This is a genomic window from Citrobacter sp. Cb080, from assembly GCF_030334745.1.
Classification (GTDB): domain Bacteria; phylum Pseudomonadota; class Gammaproteobacteria; order Enterobacterales; family Enterobacteriaceae; genus Citrobacter; species Citrobacter braakii.
Window position 1 is genome coordinate 1 of record NZ_JAOWDG010000064.1, and the last position, 15,704, is coordinate 15,704.

General features: G+C 50.6%; 14 protein-coding genes and 2 pseudogenes. 11 read left to right on the plus strand and 5 right to left on the minus strand.

Annotated features, from left to right (window positions below; translation table 11 throughout):
- Positions 1-37: 37 nt before the first annotated feature.
- Positions 38-1,245, minus strand: a protein-coding gene (locus tag OGV38_RS11960) for an IS3 family transposase (protein WP_117086587.1) whose coding sequence is annotated in 2 segments (ribosomal slippage) — positions 38-924 and positions 924-1,245 — 1,209 coding nt in all. Because the reading frame shifts where the segments join, the coding sequence is not laid out codon by codon here.
- A gap of 91 nt (positions 1,246-1,336) precedes the next feature.
- Between OGV38_RS11960 and OGV38_RS11965 the strand changes: the two are divergent.
- The 5 genes and pseudogenes from OGV38_RS11965 to OGV38_RS11985 form a co-directional block, all read left to right on the plus strand.
- A pseudogene (locus OGV38_RS11965) lies at positions 1,337-1,830 on the plus strand (tyrosine-type recombinase/integrase); the annotation flags it as partial.
- Positions 1,831-1,935: 105 nt separating this feature from the next.
- A complete protein-coding gene (locus tag OGV38_RS11970; RefSeq protein WP_032296090.1) occupies positions 1,936-2,385 on the plus strand; it encodes a hypothetical protein in 450 nt (149 codons plus the stop codon).
- The gene (locus tag OGV38_RS11975; protein WP_003847740.1) at positions 2,382-2,603 is read left to right on the plus strand and encodes a helix-turn-helix domain-containing protein; all 222 of its coding nucleotides are present in this window, start codon (positions 2,382-2,384) and stop codon (positions 2,601-2,603) included. The genes OGV38_RS11970 and OGV38_RS11975 overlap by 4 nt, the downstream gene beginning before the upstream one ends.
- Positions 2,604-2,737: 134 nt before the next feature.
- Entirely contained in the window at positions 2,738-3,502 is a 765-nt protein-coding gene (locus OGV38_RS11980; RefSeq protein WP_003029576.1) for a YagM family protein, read from the plus strand.
- A gap of 461 nt (positions 3,503-3,963) precedes the next feature.
- A complete protein-coding gene (locus OGV38_RS11985) occupies positions 3,964-4,584 on the plus strand; it encodes an inovirus Gp2 family protein (RefSeq protein WP_003029579.1) in 621 nt (206 codons plus the stop codon).
- A gap of 55 nt (positions 4,585-4,639) precedes the next feature.
- Here OGV38_RS11985 and OGV38_RS11990 read toward each other — a convergent pair whose 3' ends face one another.
- Together OGV38_RS11990 and OGV38_RS11995 are read right to left on the minus strand one after the other, a co-directional pair.
- Positions 4,640-5,296 (minus strand): ATP-binding protein, encoded by a 657-nt coding sequence (locus tag OGV38_RS11990; protein WP_003029581.1) that lies wholly within the window; start codon positions 5,294-5,296, stop codon positions 4,640-4,642.
- A gap of 28 nt (positions 5,297-5,324) precedes the next feature.
- The gene (locus tag OGV38_RS11995; RefSeq protein WP_003029582.1) at positions 5,325-5,633 is read right to left on the minus strand and encodes a maltose acetyltransferase domain-containing protein; all 309 of its coding nucleotides are present in this window, start codon (positions 5,631-5,633) and stop codon (positions 5,325-5,327) included.
- Between the two features lie 536 nt (positions 5,634-6,169).
- Between OGV38_RS11995 and OGV38_RS24965 the strand changes: the two genes are divergently transcribed.
- The 6 genes from OGV38_RS24965 to OGV38_RS12020 all read left to right on the plus strand — a co-directional run bounded on the left by OGV38_RS24965 (position 6,170) and on the right by OGV38_RS12020 (position 13,090).
- A complete protein-coding gene (locus OGV38_RS24965; RefSeq protein WP_223870241.1) occupies positions 6,170-6,313 on the plus strand; it encodes a helix-turn-helix domain-containing protein in 144 nt (47 codons plus the stop codon).
- Between the two features lie 228 nt (positions 6,314-6,541).
- The gene (gene cscK, locus OGV38_RS12000; protein WP_286473343.1) at positions 6,542-7,465 is read left to right on the plus strand and encodes a fructokinase; all 924 of its coding nucleotides are present in this window, start codon (positions 6,542-6,544) and stop codon (positions 7,463-7,465) included.
- A 165-nt stretch (positions 7,466-7,630) separates the two neighbouring features.
- Positions 7,631-9,148, plus strand: coding sequence for a carbohydrate porin (locus tag OGV38_RS12005; protein WP_003029587.1), 1,518 nt, complete (start codon positions 7,631-7,633; stop codon positions 9,146-9,148).
- Positions 9,149-9,285: 137 nt separating this feature from the next.
- Complete coding sequence (locus tag OGV38_RS12010; protein ID WP_000345204.1) at positions 9,286-10,656, plus strand: sucrose-specific PTS transporter subunit IIBC; 1,371 nt, start codon at positions 9,286-9,288, stop codon at positions 10,654-10,656.
- Positions 10,656-12,056 (plus strand): sucrose-6-phosphate hydrolase, encoded by a 1,401-nt coding sequence (locus tag OGV38_RS12015; RefSeq protein WP_003029589.1) that lies wholly within the window; start codon positions 10,656-10,658, stop codon positions 12,054-12,056. Before OGV38_RS12010 ends, OGV38_RS12015 begins: the two co-directional genes overlap by 1 nt.
- Positions 12,057-12,085: 29 nt before the next feature.
- Positions 12,086-13,090, plus strand: a complete 1,005-nt coding sequence (locus OGV38_RS12020) for a LacI family DNA-binding transcriptional regulator (protein WP_003029591.1) — start codon at positions 12,086-12,088, stop codon at positions 13,088-13,090.
- A gap of 165 nt (positions 13,091-13,255) precedes the next feature.
- On the opposite strand, the pseudogene OGV38_RS12025 reads toward OGV38_RS12020, so the two are convergent.
- Together OGV38_RS12025 and ltrA are read right to left on the minus strand one after the other, a co-directional pair.
- A pseudogene (locus tag OGV38_RS12025) lies at positions 13,256-13,443 on the minus strand (DDE-type integrase/transposase/recombinase); the annotation flags it as partial.
- A gap of 80 nt (positions 13,444-13,523) precedes the next feature.
- Positions 13,524-15,032, minus strand: a complete 1,509-nt coding sequence (gene ltrA / locus OGV38_RS12030; protein ID WP_001189111.1) for a group II intron reverse transcriptase/maturase — start codon at positions 15,030-15,032, stop codon at positions 13,524-13,526.
- Positions 15,033-15,704: the final 672 nt, after the last annotated feature.

Sequence of the window (15,704 nt, forward strand, 5' to 3'; positions counted from 1 at the left end):
TGATCTTGACCCTCCATCTCCGAACAGCTTTTGTATCTTAAGTTAACGATGTCCGCTGCCGCCGGTATTCCCTCGGGGAGTGATATCCCAGCGCGCTGTGCGGGTGGTTTTCATTGTAATGCGTGAACGCTACTGCAAGGTTTCGCAGTGCTGTTCTCACATCCGGTTTTGGCATGAACGCGATATAGTCTTCTTTCATCGTTTTCACGAACCGTTCGGCCATGCCATTACTCTGCGGGCTGCTCACCGCTGTTGTGCAGGGCTCCAGATTCAGCTCTCTCGCGAACCTCCGCGTTTCATACGCGGTATACGCTGAACCGTTATCCGTCAGCCACTGCACCGCTGTGTCGGGCAACCTGTCGCCGAAGCGCTTTTCCACCGACCTCAGCATCACATCCTGCACGGTCGAACTGTCATAGCCTCCCGTGCTTGCTGCCCAGTCTATGGCCTCACGGTCGCAGCAGTCCAGCGCGAACGTTACCCGCAGTTTTTCGCCGTTGTCGCAGCCGAACTCGAAGCCATCTGAACACCAGCGCATATCGCTTTCTGCCACCGCTATCTTGCCCTTATGTTCACGCTTCGGTCGCTCTGGTTTGTGATGCAACAACAACAGGTTATGCTCACGCATTATCCTGTAAAGCCGTTTGGCATTCACAGGTAGCTGTCCCTCTGTGCGACGTTGCTTGCGCAGGATGCCCCACACGCGTCGATAACCATAACTCGGCATATCGCTGATAATGTTGAGGATAGCCGACAGTATTTCTGCGTCTGCTTCTTCATTACGCCGGTTACAGCGCCTGTCCTGCCAGTCGGCAGAACGGTTAATCCGCAGTGACAGTTGCGCACGCGACACGCCCATGGTCCGGCAGACCATGGCTATTCCCCGTCCTTTGGCAACAAGGGCGCGTGCGCTATCCATTTTCGCGACTGACCGTACTCCACGGCTTCTTTCAGGATCTCAACTTCCATCGTCTTCTTGCCCAGAAGGCGCTGAAGCTCCCGGACCTGCTTCAGAGCAGCAGTAAGCTCAGAAGCAGGAACGACTTCCTCTCCAGCCGCAACGGCGGTGAGGCTGCCTTCCTGATATTGCTTCTTCCACTTAAACAGCAGGCTGGGCTGGATACCATGCAGGCGGGCGACATGGGAGACATTCATACCCGGCTCCATCGTCTGCTGGATAATGGCGATCTTCTCCTGAGGAGTTTTACGTTTACGGACTTCTTGCCCTAACAGGATCCCGGTCATCTCAAAATTGGCGTTAGTGTTAGACATATATTCAAGCCTATCTCTTATCTGGAGATACAGCTACTGTCCGGTGTTTCAGGGGGCTACATCAACCGGTGCACGGCGTGAAGAAATTGCGTCACTTCGGTGGTCTGACGTAGATTTCAAATGGTCAAGCATGAGGATTAAAGACAAGATCGAAGGCGAACGTATCATCCCTCTCACTCCTTATGTTTCTGAGCTGTTAAGTGCGCTAGCGCAATTCCCAAATTCTGACGTAAATAAGGAGGGTTGGGTTTTCAGAAGTAACAGTAAAAGTGGCAAAATTATTGAACCGCGTTCAGCACACAACAGAGCGTTAGCTCGAGCTGAGTTACCACATATCAGCCTTCACGGCTTACGCCGTAGTTTTGGCACTCTTGCTGAATGGGTTGAAGTGCCAACAGGTATTGTTGCTCAAATTATGGGACACAAACCAAGTGCACTGGCGGAAAAACACTACCGCCGTCGTCCGTTAGATCTGTTGCGCAAATGGCATGAAAAAATTGAGAGGTGGATCTTACAGCAAGCAAATATTGTAAAAAAATAACCGTTGATATGCGTTGATTTCATTTAATATCAATAGATTACAGAACAACATCCATCGTTGACATAAGTGTATTTTAAGGTTTAAATTCCATCGTCCACTTTTAAATCAGGAGATAAAGCATTATGTCTAATTCTTTGATGAGTTCTGCGCAAACCAGCTCAAAGGCTCGAATAGTACGGGTCGTGGGTAAGATCAAAGTTGTTCGTTCTAGTAAGCAGCGACAAACCTGTGCTGAGTCCATATTTCAGGAAAGACAGGTGAACATCAGGATTCGAGCTGCTCTTGGACACCTCAGTGAAAAAAACTCTTTATACAATAAAAACAATCGACATAAAACTTTGGGCGTTTTTTTTGCACGTATCATCTCGCACAAAAATCAGGCCGAAAACTCGCAAGGTAATGCGTCTAAATCAACTAAAAGTACCTCATCCGGCTCAAGCGAAGGTAGTGATCCTGACCCTGAAGCTTATTCAAGCTTGGCTTTTTTGTTTTCTTTTTGGTCCTTTCTTTCCCTTCTAATTTCATTACTTTTTGTATATGCCTGCATCTCAATCATTGAGGTGGTAGCATGAGCATATATGAGCAATCCAGAACATCTCTATCTGAACTTGTTTCCACAAGTGAGTTAGCACATCTATTAAACCTTAAAGCCCAAACAATTCGAAAATGGCTTTGCCAAGACAAGCTGCCTAATGGTTTACCACGCCCAAAGAAAATTAACAGCCGACATTATTGGTTACGCAAAGACATTGATAGGTTCCTATTAACCTTCTCAGTATATTGTAATTAACAGCAGCATCAAAATCATAACTCCCCAGCTATTCTAAAGAATAGCTGGGTTAATTAACAGAAACAATCCGTCGATAAAAGATACTAAATCACACCGTTTATCACATTTTACATTAACGAAAGTCAAGGATACATATGAAAAAACGCATCACTTTCAGCGCAAACAAAAAATCAACTATTGATGCAATTGACGACTATAGCAATGCAAAAGGATATTCTAGGTCAGAGGTGATATCATTTTTGTTAAACGCCACAGCCCCAGCATTGAATAAAATAACATCGCAATATCATATAGCTCAAACTTTGGAGTCAACATTAGGCTGTATTTTTGAAGAGAAGGCCCCCTCAATCGCACGGGGTGAGCCAAAATTAACTTACGAAGAGTTTTTTTATTCCGTCTGGAACACTCACATTCGACACCGGAACGAGGTTGTCGATCAAGATTTTTATGCGCACAAAATACCTCATGATAAGATGGGTAAGAGCGAAAAAAAATTAATTCATGAAAAGCTCTCATACATTATAAAAAGTTTCAATGTAAAAAAAGCAATTTTTATTTACACAGATCGGCGCGTGAACCACAAACATCTCATTGCAGGAGGGTTATCTAATATCATACTGATAAAGGAAACAGTCTACGATGGTTGTTTTTTTGATTTGAGCAGCATTGTGATTATGCCAATCTTTGAACTTATTACATTTGGAGTTGAAGCAGTATTGAAAAGAAATAAAACTCCCCCTAAACAATCATGCTATTGCTGGATACCAATTTATTACACAAATGATCTAGCGGTAATGGTCCCTGTGATTGCCGAAGGCGATACACCTCAAAAGGCGATGAAAGGAGGAGATGCCATCATTATTAACCCCTTTAACGGTGAAGTAAGCCATACTTTCTGATACCAATGTTAAGCATAACCACTTAGTTGTATACATCTCGACAGTATGGAGTTAGTACCTAATAGCTTGATGAGGGTAAAAGATGCCTACTAACAAAGCAAAATCAAAGAAAATTCTAGGAAGGCCTGAAGGAAGTAAATATTCCCATTTAATTCAGAGTGAGAAGGCTAAGCATTACTCTCAATCCAAGGTGGCAAAGATCTTAGGAATAAGTATTTCCACGGTAAAAAGACACTGGGATAACGGCATCTTTGGGTGATTATAATTGCAGAGTTGCTTTTTAATTATTTTACTGCATGGGTAATGGGTTGATAACAAGTTTTATTGTTGGAAAGGTATTATATAACAGTCATTACTATTAACAGTTAATTAATATAACTAACCACAGACATTCAGCTATGTCTGATCATATTACTATATACGGCTATCCAAAGCCGTAGGGCTAACGACAGGATCGAAACATGGAATTATATCATGGTTCCCATGGTGAGCATGTGCTCGCCTATAAAAAACATATTGAACGAGTCGTCAATGATGCTATCAGTGAATTCCCCAGAACAATGGCGTTACGTGTTGATGTTCATTATCCACCCATTTTAGACAGAGGTGACACTGTTTGCTGTTTTCCTAATCTAGAGCCTGGTGCCATATCCCGTTTCCGTAATGCATTAAATGCCATGTTGGAGGCCAATGAGAGAACCAGAGCAGCTAACGGCAAAAGAATATATCCAAACCGTGTTCGTCATGTTTGGGCACGGGAGTTTTCCGAAGAAGGAAAATGTCACTTTCACCTTGGTCTTTTTTTTAATAAAGATGCTTATTACCATTTAGGTGATTATGAGGCTGAAAGAAATTTAAGGATGATGATTGTAAGAGCATGGTATAGCGCACTGGGATTGGAACTGGATGATTATCCGGGATTGGTTCACTACCCTGAAAATTGTCGTTATATTTTAGACGTCAATGATTTTAACTTTGAAGGAGAATACAATAAATTACTGAATCGCTTCGACTACCTAGCTAAACTCGATACAAAAGCATATGGAGATGGCGACCGTAGCTTCGGCTGCAGTCGCGGGTAATTTATTTTTTACAGCAATGGCCTTTCTTATGGATGGAAAGGCCAGACCTTATATATCAAGAAGATGGTGAGCGATAAAGTATTGTTTTCAAGTAATCATCTGTTGCAGTAAACTCAGGGAGTTGGCCACTCATGGCCTGTGTTAGTGGAATAATCTTTGTCCTGACTCCCATCCCCCTGAAATCAACGTAACCATAATCACGTAAGACTTCCATAATAATCGTATTGCGTGGTGATCGCTGACCTGTAACCATCTTTTCAATCGACATCGAATTATTCAGCGCCCCTGGGCTAATAACTTCAAATCGATTGCTATACAAGCCAATCTCTATCTCAACAAAGCGTGTCCAGTCACGATGAGCCAGTGCATTTACAACAGTTTCGCGAATAGCTTCCAGTGGATAATACCAGGTTGTTTCCCGACGTAGATGCGTATCGGGTAGAGGGGCCTCTGAAGTGATAAAGGGCATGATAGTTGACATCAAACGCTCAATCAATCCACCATCGATCAAAGCCTTTCCGGCTTCCTCAGTATCAAAACGCCCAACCATTGGACCATCCAGAATATCATCGAGTAACGGTTGGTACTCCTTATCCTCGCTGGCAAACGCAAAGACTCGGATATCTGGTCGATGCGAGAGTTCAACCATTTTGATTTTGAACTCAACGGGATAATTAGGGCTTTTTTTACGCACTGTGGTTAATGATTTCATGGATAGTGTCCACCATATTTGGTGTCCACTATCCTCTCAGGAATTTCAGGATCTGCCAGACGGTGCTGAGACGACGCTTACGAATGTTATACCCCCTGCTGCAGTGGAAAGACGTGGTGACAGATACCCCTTCCCCACATTCAGGCAGCAACTCTTTCATCAGTAGCAGGCGGGAATCAATATGAGCAGGATCGGTGTGGTTAAAACGATGAAGGAGCGATTTTGTCCGCAAAGAATCCGCTTTTATGGCGGGTTCAGCAGGGAAAAAGTAATCCCCATCTTTAAGACGGACACGTTCCACCCTGGTATCAGCGCAGGGCGGCAATTTATCATTCATTAATTCTGTTTCCTCCGTATGCAGCGTGGAGCCTTTCCTGTTACCGGTTTTATCCGGATGTATGCTGTCCCGTGAAGTGGCGGGCAAACTCACTTCTAAAAAATTACGGCCAGATCTTGTCATGCCTATCACAAAGTATCATAACCGAGCATTGTGTAAAGATGAAAACCGTCAAATTGAGCGCAATCGAGCTGCATGATATGATCAGAACCCTACTAAATCAGAAGTATTGGGTATGAGATTACTTTTGAGGAAGCACGTAAATGAAACGAGTGGTTCTGTTTTCATGTGGGAGCGCTTGTCGCTCCCTGAATAGTCCATGTGACAATGAAGATTAAACAGCATCATAACCAGCATGATGCCGTTGCATTTCTTGCATATCGGCAGACTACATCAGAACCCGGTAACCTTGGATGCTGGGATAATGGCAGAGAAGAGGCACTTACTGTATCTACGGTAAAAAGCGGTTTTGTCGATGAAGTTTTAAAGGAAACCCTCCAGAAACGCTGATGAAATTGCGCAGTTTCGCTGGCCTGATGCGACAACAACTCGCCAGTAGAATGGGTATTTCTTACAAATACCTGCGCAGCATAGAAGCAAACCCATCCAGAGCGAGCATTACTACACTTAACCATTATGCCAAGAAGTGTGGTGTTAAAAGCCCTTTGATTTATCTGTAAATAAGATAAAACATGATAATTTCATCAAGTTGCATGGTAATTTATCCAGGATCCATTTGTGTCCAGGACGTAAGTCTTCACAGCTGTCGAATCAATTCTATTTCGTAAGGCGGCTCACGTTTTTATGCCCTGAGCAGTGCTTTTCCGGCTGGAACTTTCCCCCACTCATTCACTGTGATTTAATATGCTAAACCGGTTTAATTAAGTTTAGCCTTGGAGGGTTTTAGCATGAAAGCAAAAGTTTGGGTTCTGGGCGACGCAGTGGTGGACCTGCTACCGGAGAGTGAAGGGCGCTTGCTACAGTGCCCTGGAGGCGCGCCGGCTAACGTGGCGGTAGGGGTTGCCCGCCTTGGCGGCAACAGCGGATTTATCGGCCGCGTCGGCGGTGACCCGTTTGGCCGCTACATGCGTCATACCCTGCAACAGGAGCAGGTCGACGTCAGCCATATGTATCTTGACGATCATCACCGCACGTCCACTGTGGTGGTCGACCTTGATGACCAAGGTGAACGCACCTTTACCTTTATGGTACGCCCCAGCGCTGACCTGTTCCTGGCTGAAGAAGACCTGCCACAGTTTGCCGCCGGACAGTGGTTGCACATCTGCTCCATCGCGCTCAGCGCCGAGCCCAGCCGCAGTGCTACCTTCGCGGCTATGGAGAACATCAAACGTGCCGGTGGCCGGGTGAGCTTTGACCCTAATATCCGCCTGGATCTCTGGCAAGATCAGAACCTGTTGCACGCCTGTCTCGACCGCGCCCTGCGTCTGGCGAACGTGGTGAAACTGTCCAAAGAAGAGCTGATACTCATCAGCGGGAGTAATGATATCGCGCAGGGGATCGCCAGCATCACTGAGCGTTATCAGCCTGAATTACTGCTGGTGACTCAGGGTAAAGCGGGCGTCATCGCCGCATTCCAGCAGCAGTTTATCCATTTCAGCGCTAAACCGGTTGTCAGCGTGGATACCACCGGTGCGGGCGATGCGTTTGTCGCCGGACTGCTTGCCAGCCTTGCTGCCAACGGGATGCCGGCGGATATCAATGCCCTGGAGCCAACGCTCGCTCTGGCGCAAACCTGCGGTGCCCTGGCAACCCTGGCGAAAGGCGCGATGACTGCCCTGCCATACCAGCGCGATCTACACCGCCAGATTTGATCCTAAATACCGTCGTACGCGGTCCACTTTGTTGCATCCATCACACTTATTAAACCGGTTTAGCAAAATCAATTTCAAAATGTTAAATGTCGTGCTTAACATTGCAACTAAACCGGTTTAGCAAAAACACACAATTTTTTATTTTCCTTTTGGGATGCAATCAATATGTTCAGAAAAAGCACACTCGCGGTTCTTATCGCTTTGCTAACCGGCGCCGCCTCAGCCCATGCACAAACGGATCTCAGCAGTATCGAAGCCCGTTTAATTGCGCTGGAAAAACGCTTACAGGATGCCGAAAACAGAGCGCAAACGGCAGAAACCCGCGCAGAGTCGGCAGAGAAGAAAGTACAGCAGCTCACGACACAGCAACAAAAAACCCAGGACAGCACTCAGGAAGTGGCTCAGCGTACCGCCAAACTGGAGAAAAAAGCCGATGAGAAAAGCGGGTTTGAGTTCCACGGCTACGCCCGCTCCGGCGTGATAATGAATGACTCCGGCGCCAGCACCAAATCCGGAGCCTACATGACGCCAGCAGGGGAAACCGGTGGGGCTATTGGCCGCCTGGGAAACCAGGCCGATACCTATGTTGAAATGAATCTTGAACATAAGCAGACCCTGGATAACGGGGCAACGACCCGCTTCAAAGTCATGGTCGCCGACGGTCAAACCACTTATAACGACTGGACGGCGAGCACCAGTGATTTGAACGTGCGTCAGGCCTTTGTTGAACTGGGCAACTTGCCCACCTTCGACGGGCCGTTTAAAGGCTCCACCCTGTGGGCCGGGAAACGCTTTGACCGGGATAACTTTGACATTCACTGGATCGACTCGGATGTCGTGTTCCTCGCCGGTACCGGCGGCGGTATTTACGATGTCAGGTGGAACGACAGCGTTCGCAGCAACTTCTCTCTTTACGGGCGTAACTTCGGCGATATTGCTGATACCAGCAACAGTGTGCAGAACTACATCGTCAGCATGAACAATTTCATCGGGCCGGTGCAGATGATGGTCAGCGGGATGCGGGCAAAAGACAACGACGAACGCCAGGATACCAACGGTAATCCGGTCAAAGGCGATGCGGCAAATACCGGTGTACATGCGCTGCTCGGGTTGCACAACGACAGTTTTTACGGCCTGCGTGAAGGTGCCAGCAAAACCGCCCTGCTCTACGGTCACGGACTGGGTGCCGAAGTTAAAGGTGTCGGCTCTGACGGCGCGTTACGCTCGGGGGCTAACACCTGGCGCTTCGCCAGCTACGGCACCACGCCACTGAGCAAGAACTGGTTTATCGCCCCGGCGATACTGGCACAAACCAGTAAAGACCGTTATGTCGATGGCGACAGCTACCAGTGGGCAACCCTCAACATGCGTCTGATCCAGGAGATCAATCAAAACTTCGCCCTCGCTTATGAAGGCAGTTACCAGTATATGGATCTCAAACCTGAAGGTTATAACGATCGCCATGCGGTAAACGGCAGCTTCTACAAGCTCACCTTCGCCCCGACCTTTAAGGTTGGCGACATCGGCGATTTCTTCAGCCGTCCTGAAATCCGTCTTTACACCTCGTGGATGGACTGGAGCAAAAAACTCAATAATTACGCCAGCGATGACGCGCTGGGCAGCAGTGGTTTTAAATCGGGCGGCGAATGGTCGTTCGGGATGCAGATGGAAACCTGGTTTTGATGGTTAACACCTGGCGACAGTAACCGCCGGGGCGACAAAATACGTTTCGTCGCCCCGGACACAATAACAACGAAGAGAATGCGCTCCGGCTACCACGGGACGACAACTCGAAAATCAATACGCATTCAGAGGGTACTATGGATTTTGAACAGATTTCCCGCTCGTTACTTCCGCTTCTGGGAGGCAAGGAAAATATCGCCAGCGCCGCGCACTGTGCCACACGCCTGCGCCTGGTGCTGGTCGATGACTCACTGGCCGATCAGCAGGCCATCGGCAAAATTGATGGGGTGAAGGGCTGTTTCCGTAACGCCGGACAGATGCAGATTATCTTCGGCACCGGGGTGGTGAACAAAGTCTACGCCGCCTTTATCCAGGCGGCAGGGATTGGCGAATCCAGCAAATCGGAAGCTGCCGACATTGCGGCGAAAAAACTGAATCCTTTCCAGCGCATTGCCCGCCTGTTGTCGAACATCTTTGTGCCGATCATCCCGGCTATCGTCGCCTCCGGCCTGTTGATGGGCCTTCTGGGGATGGTTAAAACGTACGGCTGGGTCGACCCGGGTAACGCCATCTACATCATGCTGGATATGTGCAGCTCAGCGGCGTTTATTATTCTGCCGATCCTGATTGGCTTCACCGCCGCCCGCGAGTTCGGTGGTAATCCTTATCTTGGCGCGACGCTTGGCGGCATCCTGACTCACCCGGCGCTCACCAACGCCTGGGGTGTGGCCGCCGGTTTCCACACCATGAACTTCTTCGGCCTTGAGATTGCCATGATCGGCTATCAGGGCACGGTGTTCCCGGTGCTGCTGGCGGTGTGGTTTATGAGCATCGTTGAGAAACAGCTGCGTCGCGTGATCCCCGATGCACTGGATCTGATCCTGACGCCGTTCCTGACGGTGATCATTTCCGGTTTTATCGCCCTGCTGATTATCGGCCCGGCTGGTCGCGCGCTTGGCGACGGTATTTCGTTTGTCCTTAGCACCCTGATTACCCACGCCGGTTGGCTGGCCGGACTGCTGTTTGGCGGTCTCTATTCGGTTATCGTCATTACCGGTATTCACCACAGCTTCCACGCCATCGAAGCGGGACTGCTGGGCAACCCATCCATCGGCGTCAACTTCCTGCTGCCGATTTGGGCGATGGCCAACGTCGCTCAGGGCGGTGCTTGTCTGGCGGTGTGGTTCAAAACGAAAGATGCCAAAATCAAAGCCATTACCCTGCCCTCGGCGTTTTCTGCCATGCTCGGCATCACCGAAGCGGCGATTTTTGGTATTAACTTACGCTTTGTAAAACCGTTTATCGCAGCCCTGATTGGCGGCGCGGTGGGCGGCGCGTGGGTGGTATCCATGCATGTTTACATGACCGCGGTGGGCCTGACGGCTATCCCTGGCATGGCTATCGTGCAGGCCAGCTCGCTGCTGAACTACATTATCGGGATGGTTATCGCCTTTGGCGTCGCCTTTGTCGTCTCCCTGGTACTGAAATACAAAACGGACGCTGAATAATGTCACATCCATCACGCCTGCCTGCGATTTTGCAGGCTGTTATGCAGGGCCAGCCGCGCGCGCTGGCCGACAGCCACTATCCCCGCTGGCACCATGCGCCGGTGACCGGGCTGATGAACGATCCCAACGGCTTTATTGAATTTGCCGGACGTTATCACCTGTTTTATCAGTGGAACCCGCTCGCCTGCGATCATAAGTTCAAGTGCTGGGGGCACTGGAGCTCTGCCGACCTGCTGCACTGGCAACATGAGCCGATCGCGCTCATGCCGGATGAAGAGTATGACCGCAACGGCTGCTACTCCGGAAGCGCCGTGGATAGTCAGGGCACGCTCACCCTGTGCTATACCGGCAACGTAAAATTTGACGACGGCAGCCGAACCGCGTGGCAGTGCCTGGCGACGGAAAATGCCGACGGCACGTTTACCAAACTCGGCCCGGTATTACCGCTGCCGGAGGGCTATACCGGCCACGTGCGTGACCCGAAAGTCTGGCAGCACGAAGGTCGCTGGTACATGGTGCTGGGCGCACAGGATTTGCAAAAGCGTGGCAAGGTGTTGTTATTCAGCTCAGCGGACCTTCATGAGTGGACGAGTCAGGGCGAAATCGCCGGTTATGGCATCAATGGCCTGGACGACGCGGGCTATATGTGGGAATGCCCGGACCTGTTTGCCCTCGGCGACCAGCATGTCCTGATTTGCTGCCCGCAGGGCGTGCCTCGTGAGAAAGAGCGCTATCTCAACACCTACCCGGCAGTGTGGATGAGCGGCGATTTCGACTACCACCGCGCGGCCTTCGAGCATGGCGAACTGCACGAATTGGACGCAGGGTTTGAGTTCTACGCCCCGCAAACCATGCTTACCAGTGATGGCCGCCGTCTGCTGGTCGGCTGGATGGGCGTGCCGGAGGGCGAAGAGATGCTTCAACCGACCCTCACCAACGGCTGGATCCATCAGATGACCTGCCTGCGTGAGCTGGAGTTTATCGATGGTCAGCTATACCAACGTCCTCTACGAGAGCTGAGCGCCCTGCGCGGCGAAGCGCACGGCTGGGCAGGGAACTCCCTGCCGCTGGCACCGATGGAAATCGTTCTACAAACCACTGGGGACGATATTTTGAGCCTCGATTTTGACGGCGCATTAATCCTTGAACGCGATGCCAGCGGGATCCGCCTGGCCCGACCCAGTCTGGCCAGCGACGAGAAGCATTATCGTTACTGGCGCGGAGACGTCCGCTCGCTGCATATTTTCATCGACCAGTCTAGCGTGGAGATTTTCATCAACGGCGGCGAAGGAGTGATGAGCTGCCGCTACTTCCCGGCCTGTTCAGGGCAGCTAATGTTCTCTGGCATCACACCGGACGCATTCTGCTACTGGCCGCTGCGAACTTGCATGGTAGAATAAGCGTTTTGCCTCAAGCTCATGGCGTCGTAATGAAAACTAAACGCGTAACCATTAAAGATATCGCCGAACAGGCTGGCGTCTCAAAAGCGACCGCCAGCCTAGTACTGAACGGTCGTGGTAAGGAGCTGCGTGTGGCGCAGGAAACGCGTGAGCGAGTACTGGCGATTGCCCGTGAGCAGCACTATCAGCCAAGCATTCACGCCCGCTCGCTGCGCGACAACCGCAGCCACACCATCGGACTGGTGGTGCCGGAGATCACCAACCACGGCTTTGCGGTCTTTTCACATGAGCTGGAAATGCTGTGCCGCGAAGCAGGCGTCCAGCTATTGATCTCTTGTACTGATGAAAACCCCGGTCAGGAGAGCGTGGTGGTCAATAACATGATTTCCCGCCAGGTTGACGGTCTGATCGTCGCTTCATGTATGCACAACGATGCCGACTATCTTAAGCTCAGCCAACAACTGCCAGTAGTGCTGTTTGACCGTTGTCCTAATGAAAGCCTGCTGCCGCTGGTGATGACTGATTCGATTACCCCAACGGCGGAACTAATTTCCCGCATTGCACCTAAGCATAGCGATGAGTTCTGGTTTTTAGGCGGTCAGTCGCGTCTGTCGCCTTCACGCGATCGTCTGACCGGCTTCACGCAGGGTTTGGCTCAGGCGGGTATTGCACTGCGCCCGGAATGGGTGATTAACGGTAACTACCACCCGAGCTCAGGCTATGAGATGTTCGCCGCACTCTGCGCGCGACTTGGGCGGCCGCCTAAGGCGCTGTTCACTGCCGCCTGTGGACTGCTCGAAGGGGTACTGCGCTATATGAGCCAGCACCATTTACTCGACTCAGATATCCATCTGACGAGCTTTGACGATCACTATCTTTATGATTCGCTGTCGCTGCGTATCGATACCGTACAGCAGGATAACCGCCAGTTGGCCTGGCACTGCTATGATCTGATAAGCCAATTGATCGAGGGCGATACGCCCGAAACGCTACAACGCTACCTGCCCGCAACGCTGCAGTTTAGGCATCAGTAATAACTGAGCATTTTTGAATACCCTACAGAGGTGAAATCTGGTGCGAATCCAACAATCAAAAATCAATATTTGTAGTGATGTGATGCGGAAAGGTCTTCACTGCATCAGTAATCACACCAATCGGGTTAAACGGCAAACTGAGTGGTGGTAAAGACTGACACCGGCATTATTACTGTCACTGTGGAACATCACTCCGGCGGGTTTACCGCAAGCTTCCCACGCAATTTCCAGCGCTTTGATGTCAGCTTGCTGTCCGGTGAGAATGACATTGCCCAACCCTCAGGTTTCCTTGCGAACAGATCGAGAACAACAGCAAGGTAAGCCCAACGCTTGCCTGTCCAGAGTAGAGTAAGAGGCAGGGCGTAGTCGGACTATTTCCCTGCCTCTCCTCCCCGAACCGGACGTGCACCTTTCAGCGCATCCGGCTCTCCATTTAAATGCTGGCGAACGCCATTGCCACTTCTGTAAAGCGCGATGTATACGTGTTTCTGGTCTCCGTCCTCAGATAGGGATTACCTTCGGGTAGCCGCCAGCGGAACAGCTTCTTGCCTTGCCCCACCAACCGGTACAGTATTTCGCCGCTGAGCTTGCCGTGATTGGTTTTACCAAATAAAACCCACGTTTTGCTCTGACCCGGTTTCGGTGATTTACACCACCACCTCATCAGGGAAGCGATACCTGTACGGTATTTGCGGGCCAGCCAGTGAGCCAGCTTCCAGAACACGACACGGTCGATATAACTGAAGACTTTGGCCTTAAAATCAACGAACTGATAGAACATGGCCCAGCCTTTCAGTTTTCGGTTGAGTTGTTCAGCCATATCGACTTTGCTTTCACTGTAGTTGCCTGATAACAGTGCTGTCAGCGATGCGGCGAAGTTTCTGGCTTTCTCCTGCGGGATCGTTGAGACCACTCGCATCTCGCCATAACGACTGCGTTTGCGAATGATCCTGTGCCCCAGAAAGATAAAGCCGTCATTAACATGGGTGATTTTAGTCTTATCCATGTTCAGCCTGAGTTTCAGACTGCCTTCGAGCACACCCCGACACTCCTCCCTGATGGCTTCCGCCTGTGCTTTGGTGCCTTTGACGATGAGGACAAAATCATCGGCATAGCGGCAGTACGCCACCGCGGGTTTCCACTGCCAGTTTTCTCTGACCGCCGTACTTCGGCCCCGTTGGATACTGTTATTCCAGTACCACCGATCTTTTCTGGCTTTCCCGCTCAGGTAGCGCTCATGCAGGTATTGATCGAACTCATTCAGCATGATGTTCGATAATAGCGGCGATATAACACCGCCCTGTGGTACACCTTCACTGGCCGCCCGAAAGAGACCGACATCGATATGTCCCGCCTTGATGGTTTTCCACAGCAGAGTCATGAAACGTGCGTCACTGATCCTGCGGCGTACAGCCTTCATCAGCAGTCGATGATGTACGGTGTCGAAGTAACTGGACAGGTCGCCTTCAATCACCCAGCGTCCCCGGGTTTCACCACAGTCTGTGAGCTGTAATTTCACCGTGCGGATCGCGTGGTGGACACTGCGCTCAGGCCGGAAGCCATATGAGAGCGTATGAAAATCACTCTCCCATATCGGCTCCATCGCCATCAGCATGGCCCGCTGAACAATACGATCCCGCAACGCGGGGATACCCAGTGGTCGCAGTTTGCCGTTGCTTTTAGGGATGTAAACCCGTCTGGCGGGCAAGGGCTGGTAGTGGCCTGAGAGTAATTCATCCCTGAGGATTTGCAGCTCAACAGCCAGTCTGGCCTGTAGCATTGTTTTGTTCACGCCATCAACGCCGGGGGTATGGGCCCCCTTTGATGAAAGCGTGATCCGCGCCGCTTCAGCCAGCCATTCTGGTTGTGTTATCAGACGCAGCAGCCGTTGAATCCGTAGGGACGGATCGGTGGCTGCCCATGTGGCAAGCTTGCGTTGCATTTCGCTGATTATCAAAGGTCTTCACCTCGTTAGGTCAGTTAATTCACGTCGCAAACACATTCAAACTGCTTCCCTTCGCCATGTAATGGGCTTTCCCCATCGCGGACTACTACGGAAGCTCCGCCAGCCAGCGCGTCATCGGAGCCATGCCCCCTTAACATCCGTCGCTGACCTTCCCCGGTTTACCTGCCTGGACTCAGGCATACTGAGGAGGCTGCCCGTCGCACTCTTTATCCTTGCTTGCCGCAAGTTGGCAGAAGTCAGCAACGCAAGCGTGATAGACGCTGCTGCCCCGGTGTTTCGCATACATGTCAAAACACCTTCGACCGGCAGTGCTTACGTATCACTGCCAGTTCCTCCTGCACGGCCTGTCAGATCACGTAGGCCGTGGTGACGTTTTCAACCCACAGAGGCGGATTAACGGGTTCATGTTCTTCAGCCTTTCAGTACTTAACCTTGAGGATCATCTCGGCTTAGTGATCTCGCCTCAATCCCCGTTGTCAGCGGGTTACATCACCCTGCGGGCATGCCGCAGGTCACTGCCGCTCAGGTTCTCCACCGTCACACCCGGTGGGATTGTTGGGTTTCTCATCGTGAGTTACCGGTTCAATATTCCAGACAGACTCGCGGTTCATTTAAGCATCCATGCCCGCCCTGAACTCCGGGCACACT